We start from the raw sequence: 22,708 nt of genomic DNA, 5'->3' as shown, positions 1-22,708 counted from the left end.
CTTTTTGCTTTTAATTATAGCATCTTAAAGGGAAGAAATTAAATCTATTTTAGAGTTCTTTCTTGCGATTGCCCTGGTTTATCTTCTTGTTCGTCTTTACCTGCTTCTAAATATCTGATATAATTAATTTGTTAAGTCTCTTTAACTTAGGTTTTATTCATTAATATTTCTTCCAATTATATTTAAGGCGGACCAGAAGTCCGCCTTCTTTTTTTAACTAAAGCAAAGAAGAATAGCCTATATGATGGAGCCATCCTTAAATTCTAAATATTTTTTAATGAATTTAAGGTTTTTTTGTTTTGTAAGGAATGAAATTAATATTATTCAGGTGGTGAAAGTTAATGATATATAAGCTCTTAAATCAATATAGCCTTTATTTAATTATTATTATTAGTGCATTTTCAATAGGTTTTTTACCTATAGCTCCACCTTTTGTTATCGGAACTTTAACCTTAATATTAGTCAGTACTGTTTCAGCTACTAAAGGGTTAAAAAAAGGAATAGTCTCTGTTATCGGAAGTATCATTATAATGGGATCTGCTTTTTATAACTACTATGGTACTTTATATAGTCCTAATTACCTGATGGGAGTATTTATAATGTTCTTTATTGCGATAACGATAGGTTATGTTGTGGATAGTTTAAGAAAAAAGCAAAGAGAACTAAAACAAGCCCAAGCAGAATTAAAGGAGCAAAAAAATCTCTTAGAAGGTGTTATTGATGGAGTTTCCGATATTTTGGCTATACAGAAGCCAGACCACACTATAGAACGTTATAATAAGGCTGGATATGAACTCTTAGGTATGACCCCGCAGGAAGTTAAAGGGAAAAAATGTTATCAACTCTTAGATAAAGATAGTCCCTGTCAATTATGTGCAACCGAGAAAGCTCTAAAAACCAAAAAATTAGCAAATATAGAAAGGTATATTCCGGAATGGGATATCTATCTAGACTGTCGTAGTACTCCCATTCTTGATAAAAACGGAAATGTAGTACAGATAGTAGAACAGTTAAGGGATATCACCGAACAGAAAAAAACAGAAAAAAGATTAAAAGAAGCTAAGAAATTATTGGAAAAGTTAACTGAACAGGTACCAGGTGCTCTTTATCAATATCAGTACTTCCCGAATGGCGAGTCCTGCTTCCCTTTTGCTTCTCAGGGAATTTATGAGGTTTATGAAGTAACTCCAGAAGAAGTTAAAGATGATGCTTCCTTGATATATTCGCGAATACATGCAGATGATTACGATAGATTGATATCTTCTATTTTGGAATCTAAAGACTCAATGGAAGTTTGGCATAATGAGCATAGAGTTGACTTACCTGAAAAAGGACTGCGCTGGTTAGAAGGGATTGCTAGGCCGGAAAAACAACCAGATGGAAGTGTTCTATGGCATGGCTATGTTAGAGATATCACTGAACGCAAAGAATTAGAAAAAGACTTAGTAGCAGCTAAAGAAAAAGCCGAGAAAGCTAACCGTGCTAAATCAAAGTTTTTAGCTAATATGAGTCACGAAATTCGGACACCGCTTAACGCAGTGATTGGCTTTAGTGAAATTTTGGAAAATAGAGTTGAAAATCCTCAACAAAAAAGCTATCTAGATTCAATTCAGACTGCTGCCCAAAGTTTACTAAGTTTAATTAATGATATACTCGACCTTTCCAAGATAGAGGCTGGATTATTAGAATTAGAGTTCGAAGTAATGAGTTTACAAGCGATTTTTCAGGAAATGGAGCAGATTTTTTTAAATGAAGCTGAACAAAAAGGTTTAAATTTGATTATTGAATATAAAACAACAGTAACTCATATAGAGTTTGATGAAACTCGTTTTCGACAGATTTTAGTAAATTTAATTGGTAATGCTATTAAGTTTACTAAAGAAGGTTATGTAAAAGTAATAGCTGAGACTGAAAGAAAACATTCCGAAGAGACATTGGATCTAGTAGTTAAAGTAGAGGATACGGGAATAGGAATTGCTAAAGAGGAACAGAAAAAGGTTTTTAGTAGCTTTACTCAGCATTACGGACATAATAGAGGAGAGTACGGTGGAACCGGGCTAGGTTTAGCGATTGTACGTAAGTTGACAAAGTTAATGGGAGGAGAGATAAGTTTAGAAAGTAATAAAGGGCAGGGAAGTACCTTTGAATTAAGATTTGATGGTTTAAAGGTAGTTAAAAAAGTTGAATTAGCGGATAAGCCTTCCCTGCAATCAATTAAATTTGACTTACAGAAGATATTAATAGTAGATGATGTTGAATCTAATCGAGAATTATTAAAAATCAAGCTGGAGAATAAGGGGTTAGAAGTAATAGAAGCTGCTTCGGGACAGGAGGGAGTAGAAAAAGCACTTGAATTTAACCCTGAACTAATACTGATGGATATTAAAATGCCTGAAGTGGATGGCTATCAAGCTCACGAATTAATCAGAGATAAGGATTTAGAAATGCCGATAATAGCCTTAACCGCTTATGCTACTCAAGAAGAGAAGAGCAAAGTAAAAGCAAGTGGCTTTGAAGGCTTTTTAACTAAACCTATTGAGGAGCAGAAATTATATGCTGAATTAACTCAATATCTAAATTATTCTTTAGTAGAATCTAAAGTTGAAGAAATTAAAGAAAAAGAAGAAATAATTGATCCTCAAGCTTTAATTCAAAGTTTAGAAAAAGAGTTTAGCCAAAGGTATAAAGAATTAAAAAAAGTTTTTGTAATCAATGATGTAGAGGAATTTGCTCAAAGCTTATTAGAACTGGCTCAAAAACATCGGGCAACTGAGCTTATTCAGTATGCTCAGGAATTAAAAAAGGATGCTGAAAACTTTGACTTAGATAGTTTAAAGAAAAAGTTCAATTCTTTCCCACTCCAAATAGAAAGATTAAAGCAAGATTTAAAAAATTAGACTTAAAATTTAGTTAAGAAGAATACGCTTTTACTCCAAATTAATGTTGATTGCTAAATATAGATATATTAATGATATACCTCATCTGCAAGTAATATAACTTATGTTAATATAAAAGTAGTAAAGCACCTTGGAGTATTGAAAAGTTTATTATCTGCAAGCTGACTCTTAAAGTTGCGAGAATTTATATAATCCAAAAAATTCTGAATATTATAAAAACAAATTTGAAACTTAAATAAGTTAATCTATCTCTACTCTATTTGAAAATTTAGGGTCAATATAACTATAGGCGATAGCATAGGGCCCTGCTCTACTTAGGAACAGGACCTATGTTATATTTTAAAAGTTAGTAGGTGATTAACTTATGCTAAGCTCTATTCAAGAAGAAGAGATCGAAGAAGCTATTGATTACTTAGCTGAAAACTTGCCAAAAAGAAAATTGAAGAAAATAAATCAAAAAATAAAGAATAAAGATACTTATAATCTATTTGATTTTGGCTTTGGCCTTAAAGTCCAGCGTTTATTAGGAAAAAAGTTTGATTGGAATGACCAAATCTTGTTCAGAGTTTGGCGAATGCTCGTTATCAAAGCAGCTAGAAAAGTAGATTAGAAGCTTATATTCTTCACAATTATCTAAATGAAATATTTACAGCTAAAGATACTAACCTCGTATTGACTGAAGTTTTCTTTGCTGATTTTAGATAAAACTTACTTTCTTATCCCAATTAAACTCACACTTTTGCTGATAATAGTAATTACTCCTTCAAAAAATTCCACTAAAAGAGTAGCACTACCAGCTGTAATCAAAATTAAAGTCCACTCCTCCCATACTAAAGGAACTGTTTCAAATAAATTAGCTAGTGGTGATAAATAAAGTACAGCTAACTGCATTATAAAGGAAATAGCAACTGCAATTAATAGATAATGATTGGAAAAAGGATTCATTGTAAAGATGCTCTTTCGCTCAGAACGACAACCAAAAACGAAAAATAGCTGGGCCATAACTAAGTTAGTGAAGGCTATGGTGCGGGCCCTAATCAAAAGCCCTCCAGTAGCCTGATAACTCAATGCAAAAACAAAAATAGTACTCAAGCCAATTAGTATCCCCTGACTAGCAATTCTAACTTTAAGCCCATCAGCAAAGACACTCTCTTCCGGATCACGAGGCGGTCTATACATCACATCTTCTGCTCCATCCTCCATCCCTAAAGCCAAAGCAGGCAATCCATCAGTAACCAGATTAATCCACAAAATCTGAATCGGAATCAACGGTAGTGGTAAAGTAAAGAGAAAAGCTAAAAACATAGTCAAAATCTCACCGATATTGCAAGATAGAAGATAACGAATAAATTTGCGAATATTATCGTAAATAGTTCTTCCTTCTTCTACTGCCGCTACTATAGTCTGAAAGTTATCATCGGCTAAAACTAAAGCAGAAGCTTCCTTAGTTACATCAGTACCGGTTTCCCCCATAGCAATCCCAATATCAGCCTCTTTGATAGCCGGCGCATCATTTACACCATCTCCTGTCATATCATAACAACAACCTTATATAAGTCATTTTTAGAACTACTCCATTCAATTAATTTTATTATACCCAACTTTGCAATTTATAAGCAACTATATGCCAAAAAAACTTTTGAAATCCCATATTCCGCATAAACAAATATTGGTTTTGAATAGTTTGGGAATAACACTTTCCACCTTATTTAACCAGTAGATAATTAAGCGAAACTCTTTATTATTCAATTGGAAAAATTAGTTATGCAGAATATGAGTTTTAAAGGAATAAAAGATATAAAACCAATTGATAATATGACACAAGCTCATGGGATCCCCGAATCCCCAAATTACTATTACGACCCGTTTTTTATACCACCATTGTCTCAAAAAGGATCGAGTTATAAACATCTTTTTATAAAAAATATTTGGTATATGGCTTATTAAGCAATTTCGAAAGCATCTCGGATTTTTATTGTTGGATATTCTTTACCAGAAGGGGATTATGAGGTTAGCAATCTTTTAAGAGAAGCGTTAGCATTTAATAATAGTGAAACCTCTTTATTTATTATTTATCCATGCGATAATGTTGAAGAACGATTTAAAGATGAATTTGGATTTATGGAAGATATTACAGTTGAACAAATTTATGGAGATTGTTCTAAATGGTTAAAGGAAGAGTACTAGCTTTATAAAACCAGCTGATGACTTCATATAACTCAGGGACGTTAACCCTTACTCCTTCTTAAAATTAACTGATATTAGCCAATATATTACTTCGCTTTATCGTGCTTTAACAAATATTCCAACTGTATTTGAAAAAAAGAGGGCTAAATATTTTTAAAATACTTAGCCCTTTTAAATCATTTACTTAAAAATTAATCTCAAAGATTCTAATTATTAATCTATATTAATTTTATTTATTCCTATAACTTCAGCTTTAATTCCAGTATTTTCTGGTATTGTCGCATCACTTGACGTCAATAATAATAATGGGGGAAAAGATGTCAAAGGTATACGTCTTTTACGAACTCGACTTTCTATTAATTCTCCACCTGTTAAATTAATTTTAGTTCCATCTACAGACTCAACACTCTTAACTTTTATATTTAATCCTCCAATCCTTAATGGATTGCTAGTTGACTCAACATTTACTATATCGCCAAAAGCAATCTCACCAGCTTCTATAACTACATTATCATCAACCTCAACATCTTCAATTACTCTAAACCTTACTTGATTTCCCGAACTTAAATAAAAAGATGAAATATTATCTGAATTTAGTTCCTCAACTGTCTCTAGCTTAACTGTAGTTCCTTCTTCTAATAAAACTTTATTGTTTGCCCAAGCCTCTTGAGATAAAGTAGATGCTGTTAAAAACAAAAAAACTAACACACTAACAACTATGTAATTCTTATTTTTAATCAATTTTATCCCTCCTGTTGTGTTATTTTTTTGATATGTCTTCCTTTTGAATATTTTATCCCTCCTCAATGATATTTTTCATTGATCGACAACTACCGACAATGTACAATTAATCCAATAATAACCTTGATTAATAATTACTATATTTAGCAACTATTTTCCTTTATTTCGTTTAAGATTTCCTAAAATTTTTCATAGCGTTTTCAAGCTCACTATCAACAATATAAGTATAGATTTAGCTAGTGAAAACATCTGAAGGGCTTAGAGCCTTTTTGAACCTGCCTAAAATTATTAGTTGGTCAATAAAGATCCGTAGCAAAGGTAATGGCTGAAGATTTTCATTATTATTAAAAGGAACTATTGTAATGCCCCCTATTGATGTTGAGCAAAGAATTAGTTAACACTAGTGTGTTATGCTAACAATAGGGAGCGTCACAGCTTTTATATTAATGCAATACTTTCTCTTTTTACTAACGGGTACTTTAGATATTTTCTCTTAGCAGTAGGATATTTATCTAAGTCCCAGCTATGGTCTGAGCTAATCTCCTGATCTGATAAGTTATAGTATTTATATCTAGAGCCTCCTCTATGGTAAATACAGGAGTTCCAAGTTACATCAAGATGATACCAATTTCCTGCTATCTTGACCATATTCCAGGCGTGGTTCTCACCGGAGTTATGACCTTGAATATTTTCATCTGTTTTTCCTAGTATGATTTTATTCTTGATACCTAATTTATCTAAACAAAGATAAGTTAATTGGGAATAACCATCACAAACTGTTTTTCCTTCTTTTAAGGCATCATAGGCTGTCCACTTTTCTCTTTGATGATCATATACTACATTTTCTACTATATAGCTATGTACTGCTTTTAATTTATAGTGCTCGGACATATATGGTCTCACTGTTTTCTTAATAATTTTTGATACTTCTTTAAAAACATACTTATCCTGCTTTCTAGTTGAACCGTGATTTAATTTAATGTTTACTGTCACTTCCTCAGCATCTCCAGAAAGCTGACAACTCCAGCTACGGACTGTTTGTCGATAATAATCATCGTAATTATTTTTAAAGTCTTCTATTACCTTAGCTACTGTTTCATTATCAATTTGATAATAACTAATTTCATAGCTGAATTCAAGCTCCTCAATTCTTTTCTTAAAAGCCTTCTTTAAATTTCTTCTAACTGCTCTATAAAAGTGCTTTGGTGATTTTGCAGTTAAAATTAATGCTAAAGCAAAAATATTGAAAAAAAAGACCAGCCAATTTAGTGACTGACCTCTTTTATTTCTACTAATATTTATAATAAGCCTCCAGTAAAATACGAAAACAAGAATAAAACCACTAAACTATCTGTCTAATTTAATTGGGAGCCTCAAAAATCATTAGACTTAACTCTCAAAAAACCAGTTAAAATATTTAATTTATAAGAGTTTCTAGCCTTTTTGTAATAGAATCCTATATATTATTTTTAAAACTTAAAATCCACGAGTAATTCCTATAGCTAATTGAGCACCACCAATATCTATATCTGAGAACTTAGCATTTCCTACATCTAAATCAACTTCGGCACCTCTATAAATTGCTCTAGCAACAGTATTAAGTTCCTCTGTTAAAGCAAAATTAGCTTCAGCACCAATCTTTAGCCCAATAGTATTTTCGGTGTATGTTTCTTCACCATCATCAAATGTAGCAAAATAAGGTGCAATACCACCAATTGCATATATTCCTTTTGATACTTCATATGTAGCTAACCCTCCTACACTAAAAATATTAACTCCTTCTGTTGGAAAATCTGAATGATTGAACTCGGAATTTGCTGTGATAAATTCGCCTTCGATCCCAATAGCTACATCATCGTTAATCCATTTTCTTCCACCAGCATAAACCCCAAAACCATTATTATCATTATATTGGCTGAGTTCTAATAACATATCATAACTAATGCCTGCGTATGCACTGTAATCGGGTATTTCTTCTCCAAAACCAAATAATTCTTCTTGATTCTCTTCAACATTTTCATTGGCAAATCCGATTGAACCTACTAAAGACAGCATCAAAACCACTAGAACCATAATTAAAAATTTATTTTTCAACTGTAATCACTCCTGTTGTTTTATTTTTAAATATTGAGCTTCTAAAATTGAAAGTTTCAGTTCTTATATAAAAAATGAGAACTAACTATCATTATTAATATATTTGATTTTAAGTTAAAATAAATTCTTGCAATGCTATTGATAATATCTATTTAAAACTTATAATTATAAGTTACTTTAAATCCTTCGCTATTAAAGGATAAATAAGTATTTTCAATCTCTTCCAAAAGTCTTTCATTATACTCAACACCTTCGCGATAAGTAGCTCGCGCACTATAAGCACCTACCGCAAAATAAGCGACATTAGCACCTAATCTAACAGCGTTATTATCGCTTTGTGATGCTACCACACCAGTAGCAATTGCACCACCTATACCTACTCCTAAATGTTTAACTGCTCTATCATTATCTAATCCAAACATACCTAACCCCGGCAAGAAAAGGCTATATGCTCCTTGCATAAAAGGGTCAACTTTATCTTCTTCATACTCTTCTTGTATTACTTCATCTACAGGTCTAGCATAATGATACTCGTATTTTTCATTGTATAATAGAATTTCTCCATCTTCTATATCTCCTACTTCAACATCATCTCTTAACTCTCCATCTTCATCTTCAAAAGTTCCAGTTTCAGCAAAGGCAACTCCTGCACCAATAGTACCAACTACTAAAGTCAAAACCAACAAAGCAACCATTATCTTTTTCATTTTAAAAGCTCTCCTCTCTTTCAACTTTTATATTTAAAAACAATAGCACTACAAGAATTTTCATACCAATACTACCACTATTTAAAGCTTAATTATAATTATATGTTTCTATTTATAAATTTTAATAGCTTCAGTTTTTGAATCTAAAACAAGTTGAGTTTTATTTTGATACTAATTAATTTTCGCATTTTCAGATTTATATCTAGCTCTTTTTTTCAAAAGCTAGAACTTTAGAATTAGCCTAAACAATAAACTATCTTACCAAATTTAAAAGCATAAAGCACATCATAGCTTCTTATTTTGCTTACCCTCCTTTCAAGCTGGTTTTTGGTTTTTTGTCCTGTTTGCGTGACTATTCTTGCAAAAAATTTTTTCATACTCAACAGAAAATAAATCTAAAATATTATCTATCTCACTTTGTTTAAACTCACTTAAACCGTTCTCTTTATCACAATAGCTTGAAGTACTTATTCCTAAAACCTCAGCCATATCTTCTTGTGTAACCCCATGCTCTTTTCTAGTAGCTTTAAGTTTTCTGTTGACTCTTCTCAATATTACTACCCCCTTTTATCCAATTATCGTGACTTTTCACTTAGTATTATAGTACACGCAAAACGGACTGTCAAGTGCTTTATTCAGTTTGCGGGACTTTTTTGTCACTTTTTTTGAACTTATATAGACTTTTTCCTATTCTAGTGTATAATATTTATGTAGAGGAGGTAAATGAATGAGCTTTGGAAAAAGGTTAAAGAAGTTAAGGAAAGAAAAAGGCCTAACATTAAGAGAAATGTCAAATAAATTTAATAGAGGCCGAACAAGTTTTTCTAATTATGAAAACGATTATAGAAAACCAGATATGGATTTAATAAAGGAATTAGCTGATTTTTTTGAAGTATCTGTTGATTACCTCCTTGGCCGTACTGACGTTAAAAATCCTGAGCAAGAAGTCAGAATTCCAAAAGAGATCAAAAAACATCTATCCCCCGAAGAGCAAGAATTTCTTTTAGAACTGTTACCTAAAAAAGACTTCCACGCTTTTTTAAGAGAAGCTAGAGAAGCCAGCAACAAGGATTTAGCAACTGCGGTTAGAGTTTTCAAGGCTGTCAAGGAAGGCGATACTGAGAGTAATAGCTTATCTAATTTAGAATAAGTAGTCAATCTTGTTAAAAGAAAGGGAACTCACCTTAAAGTTTAGAAAATTTTATAAGGATGAAACAATATTAATCAAAAACAAATCCTTACCCCTAAATTTTAGATAAGAAAAGACTATGATTTTATAAAATCACTAATTGTAAACAATACCATTTTGAATGTACTATTATCCCTATTATACCAGGTACTTATGAGTGTAAACAATTTGGATCTATTATGTTTACATTTTTTGATTATTAAACCCTCATACGTCTTGCTACAACAGGAATTGTAGTATGTTTACAAAAAAGCGTTTTAAGCTTCCTATCTAAACTAATTTTACGGTGATTTGTAAACATTTTAAATTATGAATCTAAATAAAGCCTGGCATTACAAGCACTCAGACGTGTAAACAATTTGCCTTTATTTTGTTTACATTTTTTAATCATTAAATCCTTATATCCCTTGCCACAATAGAAATTGTAGTGTGTTTACAAAAAAGCATTTCAAACCTTCTATTTGAACTAACTTTTGATTTTTTGTAAACATTGTAAATTCCTAATTTAAAGAAAGCCTATTATTATAACCAATTAAAGATGTAAACAAGTTTTGTATACAATTCTTTAATTAAAATAGCTGTTTTTGTTGTCAATTCAATCATTATAGATTGTTTACAAATGAAAATCTATTCACCTAGTGAACTACTCAGCAATGAATTACCGACTAAAATTTAAAAGCTAATAACTCAAAAATTTACATCCAAATTCATATTAATTTAAACAAATTTTACTTCATCACAATTAAGAATTCATAATAATTAAAGATTAAAATGCATACATAGCCTAGATCATTATTTGACCAGCTAAGTAAATAATTACTATTTCTAAACTTTTTAAAAGTAATATTTATTTAACAAAATAAATTATAAAAAATAAAACAAGTGGTAAGGTCTATGGTAAGACTGCACGTAAGAAGGGTGGTAAGATAGCGGGTAAGGTCGCCTTACCACCCTTCTTACCACCCTTCTTACCATCCTTCTTACTATCAAGCTTACCCCTTATCTTACGTGCAATCTTATGTGCAATCTTACCACCGATCTTACGTGCAACCTTACCAGTTAAACTTTTTTCTCGTTATTTTTACATTGGCTCTCCTCTTGTTATAACTAGGCTTAAGGCCATTCCTTTATTTTTTTAAGTTATGATAATTAAATAATGGAGTAGGTGGTAAAATAGGTGGTAAGATAGAGGGTAAGATAGGTAGTAAGATAGGTAGTAAGATAGGTAGTAAGATAGGTAGTAAGATAGACCCCCAAATAGGCAGGTGTAAGCGCCAACTATCCTACTACACCCCCGCCTATTTTGGGGTCTAATCGGGGGTCTAATCCCCCCATTTTTTGTTTGCAAACCCCTTTCAACAATAACATAAATTTACATTATAATTATTTTTCTACCACCCTCTTTATAAAAGTGTTTATGGTAAACTAGAAATATATAGGATAGCCATTCGAAAATGTACAAGTGAAAATTCTAAGAGTAATTTTCCATCTATCTCTATCACAAATATTTAAAAAGAAAAAACACCCTCTCAGATGCTTAAATCATTTATATAAGCAGTTAGTTAGCAATTAACAATATCTATAATTAAAAATCTATAACTTCTAATCAATCTCAAGCTTGCTTTTTGTAAATACAAATATCTCCTCAGCCAATTCTATAGCTTCTTCTACTTCTTCTTTTTCTGGCATTAAGTGATCGCCTGGATATCTGTACTCTACTGCATAAGGTGTCAGTTCCTTAGCATGCTCTTTAAACTGATAAAATTCATTATCTATATCATTGCATACTTTAATTAATTTTGTCAAATCGTGAGTTTTACTAAAGCTCTTAGTTTTATAAATTATAAAAGCTTTTAATGCCTTCTCAGCACATTGTTGAGCATGATAAACTGAAGTATCAAATAAATCTAAATTCAAAAGACCTTTAGCAGATTTAAGATCATTTTCAGCTTTTTTCATCCATATTTTAATGCTACGACTCATATATTTTCTCTCCTTCTTTAACAATATGACTACAAAAACTATATTCATCATTTAAAAGTTGTTTGTACTCTTCTTTTGTATAAACTAAAACATCCACTGATATATCCAAATCCCATAAAACTTCATATGCTTTGACAGATCTTTTATGCTTTTTTAAATCAGAGTTATTAACTATGATCATTAAATCTAAATCGCTATTTTGATTAGGATCACCCCAAGCATAAGAGCCAAATAGATATATTAATTCGGTTTCCGGTTCGTAAGTTTCAGCTAACTTTTTAACTATCTCATATATCTCTTCTTGGGTAATTTCTTTACTTTTCGTAGCCTTCATAGCTTTACCCCTTTCTTTAAACTTAACATATTCTTAATTAATATTATATACCATCAACTTCCAAAACTCAACTATAGGATTTGTTGTCGTTACTCTATTATACACAAGTTTTACTTCTTACCGAATTTAATCAATAAAGCCTCATCCTTGAATAAAAGCGGAAATGAATTGACTATTTAAATTTTCAGTCAATCTTAGATATATCATCTCTATCATAATTCTTATTTTAATCCTTGCTATAGTTTTCTAACATTTCAACAACCGTTGACTCCATCTGTTCACGAAAATCCTCTGGTTCCAGCACCTCTATATGCTGGCCCTGACTTAAAAGCCACATCTTAACTCCCTCTTGACCATAGACTTCGGCTTCTATAATATAACGACCTTCCCTTTTTTTAGTAACTTTAGCTGTAGGCAGTCTATCTAATACTGCTTCTACTGAGGGCCCTGAATAAGCAAACTTTAACCTCATCAACTTTCCCGAAAACATAAACTGCACCCGCTTTCTGAACTCACCATCTTCAAAGCGTTCTACATAAGGGATATGAAACTTTTCTTTGCTAATATGATAGTCTTCAATACGATCTAAACGATAAATAGTAGGATACTCATAATCATACTTGCACAAGTAAGCCGTTAAATAAAAATAAAACTCCGAAAACATAATACCTACCGGTTTAATTCGTCTTTTAATACTCTTTTCACTATTAGCTTTTCTATAATCAAGCTCAGTAATCGTATTTTCTCTAATTGCCTTGCTCAAATCCCAAATTATCTCTAAAAGACTTTTTCTATGTTGAACTGGATTATAATGATGCTTTTCATTAGCAATTATTTCTTTAATATGTTTCTCTTCTTCCGGAGCTGACTGCAAAATTAACTTATCCAAAAGTTTATTCAACTCCTCGTCAGTAAAAGCCCTACTTTCTAATAAAATCTTAGTTAAAACTAAAATCTCTTGATTTGTCAGCCATTTCTCATCCTCTCTTTCTAAAAAATGAACTCCTTTACTTGCACAATAAGATACTTTTACAGAAATTTCACTAGAATAAAATTCTGCAAAATACTCTTTAATATCTTTAATATATCGGCGAATAGTTCTTTCATGTACATTGAATTTCTTAGCTTCAACAGACGTTTTAATTACTGCCCCTTGATTTAATCTCTCAAAAATATTTAAGATACGTGAGGATTTAGATAAAGAATAAAACTTAGTCATTTCTCTCCCACCTCTCCTAGTTAGTCCCTATCTCATTTTACCCACTCCTGTAATTAATTCTCTATTTGCTATATAATTTCCTTTATGTAGGTTAAAGCTATTTTCTGAAAACTTCCTTAACAGCTTTATATATTTTCGAGGCCTATATTTAAAAAACAATTCATGCAATTTAGCGTGCCTAATAGTTCTGTAAAAATTCAAAAGTTTTCTTATCAAGCTCATAGAATAATCTATTATTATGAGTGTTATATTCAAATACAATTACTTCGCCATTTAAATTATCATAATAGCTATTTAGTTGCTCTAGTTTAATTTCTATATAATTTCCTCTACTATCTTTCTGATCAGTTTCTATAATCAAAATAACTCTATAACTACAGTGATAATTATCAAAAAATTCTTTTTTCGAATAATAAGATGAAATATCAAAATCAATTAAGTCATCTTCATCTAACCAGTGTAGATAATGTAAAATTAAAAAGCTTTTACTTTCATCAATAGAAGGGAGAGGATGAATAATAATATCTTCATTATTAGCTACCAGAACATTTAATACTCTAAACCAATCATCTAAATTATTTACAGTTATCTTTTTATTAATTATTTTGCTAATTCTTACTTTTTTAATATCTATTATCTCACTCATACTATCCCCCCTCTATTACTTCTAACCTTGTTATAATAATTTTAACTTAATATTATTAACTGTAGCCTCTGTAAAATCATCTCCTTTAAGATACCAGGCAATAAATCTAAACTTTACCTCTTCTCCGGAATCAGTTCTACCTTTGTACTTAACTACTACGCTATTTTGGGGATTATAATCAACATGAGTTATATAAACTACTCCTCTAGTACCATAAGCATCAAAAATTTCCTGGACTGTTGAGTTACGAGTTATACCTCTATTAGTTTTAAATTTAGGCATATCAGGTTCCTCATCACGATTAAAAAATGAGATACTAAAGCTGATAATCTCATCGGTATCATAATCCACAAGCACATAGTTTAAATAGTCACCGTAAAATCTCTGCTCATAATCCTGATTGCTGAAAACATGTCGTAGATAGTTCCTTTTATAATCTTTACGGCTAATACTATCGTATTCCCTAATAGCTCTTTCTAAATTTTCTTCACCATAACTTTCTATCAACCAATCTCTATAAATCTCTTTTACTGCTTCAATTTCATCGCTACCTACTATAATATCTGATATTTTTAAATCTTCATCATCAAGTTGAATATAGCCACTATAATTATAAATATATTCTCTTTCCGAAGCTAAGGTAACTACTGAACCTACTAAAGAAATCAACAAAGTTAAAACTAAAATCCTTAATATTTTTCTCTTCACTTTCATCTTAATTCCCCCTCTTTATTTTAAAATTCCATTTCAACTCCAAATCTCCAAATAGGATTATCTATAGAAACATCCGGATAAGGAAGATATTTTTCTGAAACTTCTACACTATCACCTCGCGAATCACTAATACTACTTTCTCGATAATACCAGTCTGATATTGATAACTTATTTACATTTAACTCACTAAAAATAATCCAATCACTTAATCTAAATTTTAAGCCTAACTTAGTAGCTAAATTAAATCCCCAAGCTCTTATATAGTCATCAGTCCTATTTATTTTTGCTAATGTTTCATCGTTTTCACTTTCCTGTATAAAGTAATTCAATCCTCCGCCCAATCCATAATATAAAGTAAAATTATCCTCTAATAGATCAAATCCTATATTATCAAACTCACTTAAATAGCCTATATTTAAACCATAACCTTTAATATACTCATTAAGCTTATAGTAGTTTAAAGTAAATTCATTAGGCCTAATGAATAAAAGCCCCTCTATTAGCTCTGTTAAAAACTCCTCTCTAGCTAAGGAGACACTTATCATATAGCCTTGAGATAGATCCTGATAGTCAGTATAAGCTAAGGCTAAATCTTCATTAGCCTTCCCGGTAAGCGAAAGTGGTGAATAGCTTATTCTTAATGATCTTTTGTCTGCCTCTTTTATATCTTCTTTACCTGTTTGTTCTGCTTGATCATTTTCTCTATAATTATAGATGCCTGCCAAGTCTCCATGTTCATAACCACCTTCTAACTCTACATCACCTTCTAATTTAGCAATTTTGGCTTCTATATTATCTATTTGTTTATTGATAACTTCTACAATATCTCTTTGTTTAAGCTTTATTTCTGAAAGTCTAACAGGCAGGGATGAATGAATAAAGGATAGCTCTTCATGGGCTTTATAATCATACTCAGTTTTTAATTCTGCTATTTCATATTTACTAAAAATAGGTCTAATACTCTCTACTTCACTGATTATTTCTTCCGGCAATTGGCCCTTCCACTGCTTTTGGATCTTTACAAGCCCACTATCGGTAGCATAAAACCAATGGATATCAAAATCAGTTAAAGATACTGGGACATAATGTTTGGCTGTCGATTCTTCATGAATATAAAAATTAAAATATCTATCTTGCTCACTTCTATAAAAAGCTATTACTTCGTCATCTTTATTTAAAAAAGCTATTAAAAGCGGAGCTTTAATCACCTTGCTTTTACCTAAGGCCTTCTTATTAATTTCCTCTAATCTATCATTTAACGGATTTTCTTGCGAAGTATCTAGCTCATCTAAATCAACTGGTTCATAAATATATTCTTGATATTCTCCTAAAATATCCCTAGCTCTTTGATAATAACTGCGACTTAAAGTAGTAGTTTTAGGAATAGTTATTTCTACTTTTCCTAATCCTTTGACTTCGACTTCTATCTCTTCTTCGATTTCAAAGCTAAAGAACTGATAAGGGTTAGCTACTGTCTTTAGTTCTTCTAGATATTCTCTTACTTTTTTTAGTCTGGCTATGCGCTGGTCTTGAATATCTGTAACGATTCTTTGTCCTGGAAAGTAAAAAGCATCGTCTAATTTTTGATATGATTCTTTTATTTCAACCAAAGAACTTTCTACTTCTTCTAGACTAGCTTCATCGTCTTGAGAATGCTCAGCTATCTTCTTTTCTAGCTGATTGATTTTCTCAATTAGCTGGTTTATATCCCCGGAATCTCTATTATCAAGATACTGATTAAGCCTTCTTTCAAATTCTTTTCGATTGATGATAAAGGTTGCTTCGACTTTCACCTTTATTATATCTCCGCTCATAACTGTATTTACTTCTTTGCTATCAGGCTTTAGCTCTACTATGCCAGCCGAAATAGTGGTTATTTTATCTTCAACTAACTGATAGTTTTTTACTATCTGTTCACTTTTAACATAGACTCCAAAGCTTTCTATCGCTTCTCTTTTAGCCATAGATAAAGCAATTTCCTCAGCTTTTTCTAGGGTAATTCCGCTACCTAATACTGCTTGACCTCGGCCAACTACATATTCATTTACTTCTGCTGATTTAACTGTTCCTAAGCAAATTAAATTGATGGTGATAAAGGTTATTAAAAAAATAAAACAAGACTTCTTCATTTTATCCCCATCCCTGCCTTTCAGTTTAGCTTTTCTATCGTCTTAATTAATTTTAGCCAACTGCTTTACGTGACTAGATAGCTCTGCCAAGTTTTCCTTTAACTTTTCTAGCCTATTTATATTTTCATGGTTTTTTTGCTTCCAATCTTTAAAGCGCTTACTATCAATCCATAAATGAGTGCTAAGTTCATTTTCAATTAATTCTTTATTTTTAACTGCTTTTTGATAGAGTTCTCTACTCTCTTGAAGTTTCTCGAATAATAGTTGCTCTTTACCCTTATTTTTCTTAACAGAGTCAGTCTGCTCATAAACCGCCTTATAGTATGGGTTTTGAGGATGTTCTTTTTGGCTTTTAGAATGAGTTATAGTATCTCCGTAGCCACCGTAGCGGTAGATATATCTACCCTGCTTATCTTGCTTGTGCTTTGGTAGTTTAGTTTGAAATTTATTCTCCTCTTCAATTCTAAAGCGACTATTCATTTCTAAATAGAAGTCTTCATAAACTGCTTCCAGTTCAGTTAATTTGGAGTCTGGAACCACTAATAAATTATTTAAAACTATTTTATTTATTTCATTAATCCTTTCGGATTCAGATATTAAACAGTAATTTAGCAATAATAAGTCCAAAATATTAACTTCTTTTCTACCGTTGCTATAAGCTGAAGCTTTTAATAGTCTAGTTATTCTTTTAAATCTATGCTCACTAATCTTTTCTCTAACTAGGTCTGACTTTTCTATCTCTTTCTTTATTTTAACTAAAGCGGAGATTATGCTTTGAGGTAACTTTACCTTTTCTATCTCTGTTAAGATATTATCCAGCTCCTCTACTTTAAATTTCAAGTTAGGATCTACCCCTTTAAAGTCTTGACTTGTTTCAATTAACTCTTCTAAAGAGTTATTATCAATATGATCTACTACAACTTTAGTTAAAAAGTTATTATATAAAGATATTAATCCCTTATTATCGGTTGCTATAGTTTCCGTACTTCCAATAATAGAAGTAGCATTTATCCTATTACTTACTTTTAATAGTAAGTCTAGAACTGAAGTGTTAACTCTAGATAGTCCTCCTAAAAAAACTACTCTTATTTCAGATGGGTTGTTGATAGCCTCTTTAGGATATTTCAAGTCTCCTTTTTGGGTAAAACTACTTAAATAATAATTAAAATAGTTTTTCTTAGCAAACACTTGTATTAATCTGTTAGCAATTTCATTCTTAACTGTTTCTGCTGGGCCCACTAATAAATAGTTTTCGCCCAGCAGAATAGTTAACAATCCTAAGCTGATAGCCTCCTTTCTCTTTAATAATCCCTTATTTAATTCTTCAATAATCTTAACTAATCTCTCCCTAAGCTCCACTTTTATTCCCTCCAAAAGCTATAAGATTAAATTTCCCAGACTCGAGGAGTAGTTTCACCAAGCAGTCTTTTATAAGCCTTTTTATAGTTACCTTTATTATTTTTCAAAACCTCTTCAGGACTTTCATCGCATTTAGTAAGCATTCCACACTGATTGAAGGCTTCTTTTAACTTATTAAATGCTTGCTGATAATCTTCTTTAGACTCGGCAAGCTCTGCTTTGAATAAATACGAATAAAATATATAGCTATTTTTTTCAACTTCAGGCATCTTTGCTTGCATATACTCTACCTTTTGATCTGCCTCCTTAACGGCTTGCTTTTCTTTCCCAGAAACTTTTAATAACTCCAGCTTTCGCTTAAAAAACTCTCCCCTGACTATAAACAGAGATTCTTCACCGAAGGGTATTAATTCTAATAATTCTAGAGCTTGATTAGCATACTCTAATCCTTGCTCTGCATCGTTTTCTACCTTCCAATATAAAGTACCTAAATCTTCTTTAGCCCAAGCCTCGTGCTCTATACACTTTAAACATTGGTCGGTATTATCAACTTCATGTTTACAATCAAGTTCTCTACTTAAGATATCCTTGCTTAATTTAAAAGCTGGCTGATATTTTTTCAAAGAAATTAAAAATCTAACTAAGATTAATTCTTTTAACCAATTACCATAGCTATCTTTTGATAATATAGATCTAGGAGGCCCCCAGTTTTCAATAACATAGTCTACCCATTTCTCATACTCTTCTCTTTCCATAAAAACCCTCCCTTTTATAACCTCAGCTTAAAAGTTTATGCCAATTTGAGTTGCAAATTCCCTCTCTTTAATAAATAGATCTACTAAAAATGATTACTATATAGCATTCTTAGTCTTGCTTGTGCATAATTTTATTACATTTAGGACACCTAATCCTACAGATTCTTCCGCGCATTTCAATATACTGACAAGTTGCTTTTGGACATTTGTAAGTGTAAGTTTTAGTTGACATATTTATTCCCCCCCTCGTTTTCTTTTTAATTTAAATCCTTTCTAATCTACTATAATTATAACAATCGCTCCGGACATATATTGTCCGGCAAATAAAAAACTGCAAGTTTTTAGGCTAAATGTCCTAAAAACTTGCAGTTTCTATACTAAGTAAAATTTATTTATTATTTTTTTAATTCTAATATCAAATATTTCAACTATTTTACAATTCTACTAAATGCAATTTTTTATCAATATATCAATCTGATTTAATTTTTAAAATCATAAATATTTTCATACTCTTAAAAATTAAAAGAAGTTATAATTTGATTTAAGTCTTTATGTATTTCCTCAAATATATCCTCATATAATTTTTTCATTCTTTTCAATAATAACTCTTGATCATCCCAGTCATTAAAGTTTTGATATTCAGTAAATATTTTTGAATGTTTTGATTTTATTTTAAAAGCGTCTGCCCTAAGTTTAACTTTTTCTCCATGTTTATCTATATGTTTAATAAACTCTAATCTTTTCTCTTGTTCTAAAAATGTACCTACTTCTAATATTAATTTTAGTCTATTATTATTTAAATCAAACTTAAAACCATACGCAATAGGATAAGGAGTTTCCCAGTCATCAGCAATTTCTGGGACTTCATCTCTAATCATACTATTTGTAAACCAATAATATATTTCATCTTTAAACGGTCGTTTAGAATGTAATTTTATTTTATCTTCAGTATTACTTTCAAACTCTTCAAATACACAATCAAATTCTAAAGCTGGACCATATTCTATTATTAAATCTATTGCTTTTTTATGCTTTTGATATATTCTTTTACACAGATTAATGACTTCCTCATTACTCATTGTTAATCCCTCCAAAGTATTTATATAATATTTTATAAAATTAACTATTCTATCGCTTAATCCATCTTTATATAAATCAATTAATAACTTTAATAAATCTATTATATTTTTATAACTATAACTAAAGTACTTATTTGATATACTTGGTTCTTCTTCAGTTAATGATAAAAATATAGGTAATATCTCATAATCACTATACTCTTTTTGAACGGCATTCAAATAACCTTCTAATTTCCCTTTTTTTTCCTTAGCATATATTTTATTTTCAATCAAAATAATAACTTTCAGTTTCTCTAATCTTATTAATATATCTATATAGCCAATGGAAGAAGTTAAATTAACACTATATTCCCTATTAACATAACATGAATCATTTAAATCTTCTAGATAAATATCCTGTAATTTCACATCAGTCTTTATTTCCTCATTAGAATGTAAAACATCACAAACCATTCTTTTTAAAAATTCATCTCTTAAACCATGATTTTCTTTTGGATCTAAAAGCCAAAATAATATATTAGAATGCTTAAGTTCATAACCTTCTATCTGTAAAATTTTAAATGGATTAAATTTATTTAATTTTGCTTCTAACAACTCTAGTTCTTTATTATTAGTAATAAAACTATTTAATAAGTCAACTTCTTTCATCATTTATTACCTCCTCTTGTTCAAAATGGCTCTTAAAATTTAGTGTTATTAGCATTTTGACACTGTTTTATCCAATAATTTAGTTTTTCAAGATGGATCCCTTTTTCTCGACAGTATTTAGAAGCCTTCGATTCAGATAAATTGGTAGTTTCTAAAATAACCTAAAATTTCTCTTTAAAACCTTATTTACTTATTTTTTAATAGAAAATTTTATATTTACTTAACAGGTGAGTTTTAATTCACTTTGCAAACTCTTTTAATTTTTCAAATTGAGACCTCTCTATGGTTGAAGGGTTTTCAGTAGATGGCACTGAACCAAATATTTCTACCAAATCATCTCTAAATATAGCAGGCGGAAGACTAAGCTCTAAATATTCTGGCTCACAAATTAAATATGCTGGATAATCATTTGCTCTTTCTCTATAAGTTTCATCAGTACTACAAGATAATGCAGTAAATTTATTATCTAATGCCTCATTTCCATCTACAATACAATTAGATGGTATCTCTAGTCCTTTTGACCTATACCATTCAGCACCCTCTTCGTGATTCTTGCATTTTTTTATTACCCTTAAAATAGCAACTAAACACCAATGAGGTTCATTAATACTTAAATGTTTCCCTTTCACTGTTAAGTAAATAACTCTATCATCTTCTTTTAATCTAGGAGCGAATTTATCTGCTCGACATAATGAAGAAATGGACGGATATTCAGATTCTAACTCAGGCTCTCTTCTATTAGAGTGATCTACAAACTTTTTTTGATTATAAAGCTCAATAGCTTGTCTTCCTTTAGAGTCATAACATAAAGGCCTATAGGTAACTAAATAAATTGACATTTTAAATACCCCTTCCTAAAATCGATAGTTAACAATCTAAATGTTTTATAATATAAACCAACATAACATTTAATCTAAAAACCACATAAGTAAGTTATTCTACATAAGTTAATATATTCCTGCAAATTTTAAAGCTTTTTTTATTTAATATTCATATACACCAATCTAATCCATAATTTTATAATTTAAAACAATTGAGATGAATCTTAATTCTGCCAATCTGAGCCTATGGAGCAAATTGCCTTACATCATAACGAGCTACCAAGCTTTGAGAGCGAATTGAATCCTGTAAGCTTTGCACTACTTTTTGAAATATTTATCACCTTTAGCATTACACACTTTAAATTTATCAATATTTATATTAATCAAAGCTTAAAAGCTAAAAGTAAGATTTTAAAGGAGATTTGAAAGAAAGCGAGAATAGAATAAAAAAGCATAGGAAAATGCTGGACTTCTTAGCAGAAAAAACTTAAAAAACAAAGAAATAAAAAGGGGAGTGAAAACAATTGAAATCAGTAGGAATTGTCCGTAAAATAGATAACCTTGGTAGAGTAACTATCCCCAAGGAAGTAAGAAATAACTTCGACATAGAAGTTGGAGATCCTATGGAGATCTTAGTTAATGAAGACGAAGTTGTATTTAAAAAGTATAGTCCCTCATGTGTTTTTTGTGGCAATACAAATAATGTGATTGATTATAAAAATGAAACAGTCTGCTTAAGCTGTATAAATACACTCAAAGAAATAGATTAGTTTGCTATAAAGAGCTGGTTAACTCTATCTATAACTGCTTTTCCAATCCCAGGGATCTCTTTTAAGTCTTCAATCTCCTTAAAAGGGCCCTCTTCTTCTCTGTAACTAATAATTCTTTCAGAGGTCTTCTTGCCAATCCCCTTTACTTTCCTAAGTTCTTCGGCACTAACAGTATTAAGATCAGCACTACCCTTTCCTTCTATATATTCTCTTAACTTATCATTTAATTCTAATACCCCCACAGCTCTAGTTAGAGCTACATAGACTATATTGATTTCTTCGTCTATATCAGCTCGAGTTAAGTAATTTTCACTTAGTAGTCTTTTTACTAAAGTTAGATTAATAAAATCATTTTCTAACTCTTTCTATGCAACTAATTGTAACTTATTTCCATCAAGGTCTAAAGTGTCGTAAACTTGTTCTATAGGAATTCCTT

The 22,708-nt window shown here is 30.7% G+C and carries 20 protein-coding genes and 1 pseudogene; 4 read left to right on the top strand and 17 right to left on the bottom strand.

Annotated features, from left to right (window positions below):
• Nucleotides 1-599: 599 nt before the first annotated feature.
• Both MWH30_RS10790 and MWH30_RS10785 read left to right on the top strand, forming a co-directional pair.
• Nucleotides 600-2,897 (top strand): ATP-binding protein, encoded by a 2,298-nt coding sequence (locus MWH30_RS10790; RefSeq protein ID WP_248664095.1) that lies wholly within the window; start codon nucleotides 600-602, stop codon nucleotides 2,895-2,897.
• Between the two features lie 364 nt (nucleotides 2,898-3,261).
• Nucleotides 3,262-3,507, top strand: a complete 246-nt coding sequence (locus MWH30_RS10785) for a hypothetical protein (protein WP_248664094.1) — start codon at nucleotides 3,262-3,264, stop codon at nucleotides 3,505-3,507.
• A gap of 98 nt (nucleotides 3,508-3,605) precedes the next feature.
• On the opposite strand, the pseudogene MWH30_RS10780 reads toward MWH30_RS10785, so the two are convergent.
• The 6 genes and pseudogenes from MWH30_RS10780 to MWH30_RS10755 all read right to left on the bottom strand — a co-directional run.
• A pseudogene (locus MWH30_RS10780) lies at nucleotides 3,606-4,430 on the bottom strand (HAD-IC family P-type ATPase); the annotation flags it as partial.
• 867 nt (nucleotides 4,431-5,297) lie between these two features.
• Nucleotides 5,298-5,825 (bottom strand): hypothetical protein, encoded by a 528-nt coding sequence (locus MWH30_RS10775; RefSeq protein WP_248664093.1) that lies wholly within the window; start codon nucleotides 5,823-5,825, stop codon nucleotides 5,298-5,300.
• A 438-nt stretch (nucleotides 5,826-6,263) separates the two neighbouring features.
• The gene (locus tag MWH30_RS10770; RefSeq protein WP_248664092.1) at nucleotides 6,264-6,818 is read right to left on the bottom strand and encodes a transglutaminase domain-containing protein; all 555 of its coding nucleotides are present in this window, start codon (nucleotides 6,816-6,818) and stop codon (nucleotides 6,264-6,266) included.
• A gap of 483 nt (nucleotides 6,819-7,301) precedes the next feature.
• Nucleotides 7,302-7,919 carry a putative outer membrane beta-barrel protein gene (locus MWH30_RS10765; protein WP_248664091.1) on the bottom strand — a complete coding sequence of 206 codons (618 nt, stop codon included), beginning with the start codon at nucleotides 7,917-7,919 and terminating at the stop codon, nucleotides 7,302-7,304.
• A 152-nt stretch (nucleotides 7,920-8,071) separates the two neighbouring features.
• On the bottom strand, nucleotides 8,072-8,626 hold the full coding sequence (locus MWH30_RS10760; protein WP_248664090.1) for a hypothetical protein: 555 nt from the start codon (nucleotides 8,624-8,626) through the stop codon (nucleotides 8,072-8,074).
• A gap of 315 nt (nucleotides 8,627-8,941) precedes the next feature.
• Nucleotides 8,942-9,178, bottom strand: a complete 237-nt coding sequence (locus MWH30_RS10755; protein ID WP_248664089.1) for a helix-turn-helix transcriptional regulator — start codon at nucleotides 9,176-9,178, stop codon at nucleotides 8,942-8,944.
• A 175-nt stretch (nucleotides 9,179-9,353) separates the two neighbouring features.
• On the opposite strand from MWH30_RS10755, the gene MWH30_RS10750 reads away from it, so the two are divergent.
• The gene (locus MWH30_RS10750; protein WP_248664088.1) at nucleotides 9,354-9,776 is read left to right on the top strand and encodes a helix-turn-helix domain-containing protein; all 423 of its coding nucleotides are present in this window, start codon (nucleotides 9,354-9,356) and stop codon (nucleotides 9,774-9,776) included.
• A gap of 1,641 nt (nucleotides 9,777-11,417) precedes the next feature.
• On the opposite strand, the gene MWH30_RS10745 is transcribed toward MWH30_RS10750, so the two are convergent.
• The 10 genes from MWH30_RS10745 to MWH30_RS10700 all read right to left on the bottom strand — a co-directional run bounded on the left by MWH30_RS10745 (nucleotide 11,418) and on the right by MWH30_RS10700 (nucleotide 21,520).
• A complete protein-coding gene (locus tag MWH30_RS10745; protein WP_248664087.1) occupies nucleotides 11,418-11,798 on the bottom strand; it encodes a HEPN domain-containing protein in 381 nt (126 codons plus the stop codon).
• Entirely contained in the window at nucleotides 11,788-12,132 is a 345-nt protein-coding gene (locus MWH30_RS10740) for a nucleotidyltransferase domain-containing protein (RefSeq protein WP_248664086.1), read from the bottom strand. Before MWH30_RS10740 ends, MWH30_RS10745 begins: the two co-directional genes overlap by 11 nt.
• Nucleotides 12,133-12,358: 226 nt before the next feature.
• On the bottom strand, nucleotides 12,359-13,351 hold the full coding sequence (locus MWH30_RS10735) for a helix-turn-helix transcriptional regulator (RefSeq protein ID WP_248664085.1): 993 nt from the start codon (nucleotides 13,349-13,351) through the stop codon (nucleotides 12,359-12,361).
• A 178-nt stretch (nucleotides 13,352-13,529) separates the two neighbouring features.
• On the bottom strand, nucleotides 13,530-13,997 hold the full coding sequence (locus MWH30_RS10730) for a hypothetical protein (protein ID WP_248664084.1): 468 nt from the start codon (nucleotides 13,995-13,997) through the stop codon (nucleotides 13,530-13,532).
• Nucleotides 13,998-14,027: 30 nt separating this feature from the next.
• Nucleotides 14,028-14,711: a hypothetical protein gene (locus MWH30_RS10725; protein WP_248664083.1), complete on the bottom strand. Its 684-nt coding sequence runs from the start codon at nucleotides 14,709-14,711 to the stop codon at nucleotides 14,028-14,030.
• Nucleotides 14,712-14,731: 20 nt separating this feature from the next.
• Entirely contained in the window at nucleotides 14,732-16,840 is a 2,109-nt protein-coding gene (locus MWH30_RS10720; protein ID WP_248664082.1) for a hypothetical protein, read from the bottom strand.
• A 42-nt stretch (nucleotides 16,841-16,882) separates the two neighbouring features.
• Nucleotides 16,883-18,199 carry a hypothetical protein gene (locus MWH30_RS10715; RefSeq protein WP_248664081.1) on the bottom strand — a complete coding sequence of 439 codons (1,317 nt, stop codon included), beginning with the start codon at nucleotides 18,197-18,199 and terminating at the stop codon, nucleotides 16,883-16,885.
• Between the two features lie 26 nt (nucleotides 18,200-18,225).
• Nucleotides 18,226-18,954 (bottom strand): hypothetical protein, encoded by a 729-nt coding sequence (locus MWH30_RS10710; RefSeq protein ID WP_248664080.1) that lies wholly within the window; start codon nucleotides 18,952-18,954, stop codon nucleotides 18,226-18,228.
• A 512-nt stretch (nucleotides 18,955-19,466) separates the two neighbouring features.
• Nucleotides 19,467-20,684 carry a PDDEXK-like family protein gene (locus MWH30_RS10705; RefSeq protein ID WP_248664079.1) on the bottom strand — a complete coding sequence of 406 codons (1,218 nt, stop codon included), beginning with the start codon at nucleotides 20,682-20,684 and terminating at the stop codon, nucleotides 19,467-19,469.
• Between the two features lie 236 nt (nucleotides 20,685-20,920).
• Nucleotides 20,921-21,520, bottom strand: coding sequence for a hypothetical protein (locus MWH30_RS10700; protein WP_248664078.1), 600 nt, complete (start codon nucleotides 21,518-21,520; stop codon nucleotides 20,921-20,923).
• 506 nt (nucleotides 21,521-22,026) lie between these two features.
• Between MWH30_RS10700 and MWH30_RS10695 the strand changes: the two genes are divergently transcribed.
• Nucleotides 22,027-22,272, top strand: coding sequence for an AbrB/MazE/SpoVT family DNA-binding domain-containing protein (locus MWH30_RS10695; RefSeq protein ID WP_248664077.1), 246 nt, complete (start codon nucleotides 22,027-22,029; stop codon nucleotides 22,270-22,272).
• Here MWH30_RS10695 and MWH30_RS10690 read toward each other — a convergent pair.
• The gene (locus MWH30_RS10690) at nucleotides 22,269-22,514 is read right to left on the bottom strand and encodes a ComEA family DNA-binding protein (RefSeq protein WP_248664076.1); all 246 of its coding nucleotides are present in this window, start codon (nucleotides 22,512-22,514) and stop codon (nucleotides 22,269-22,271) included. The two genes, MWH30_RS10695 and MWH30_RS10690, sit on opposite strands and share 4 nt — an antisense overlap.
• Between the last annotated feature and the right edge of the window lie 194 nt (nucleotides 22,515-22,708).

The organism is Fuchsiella alkaliacetigena (assembly GCF_023227765.1).
In the GTDB taxonomy this organism is placed as follows: Bacteria; Bacillota; Halanaerobiia; order Halobacteroidales; family Acetohalobiaceae; genus Fuchsiella; species Fuchsiella alkaliacetigena.
This window is presented reverse-complemented; position numbering and strand designations above follow the sequence as displayed.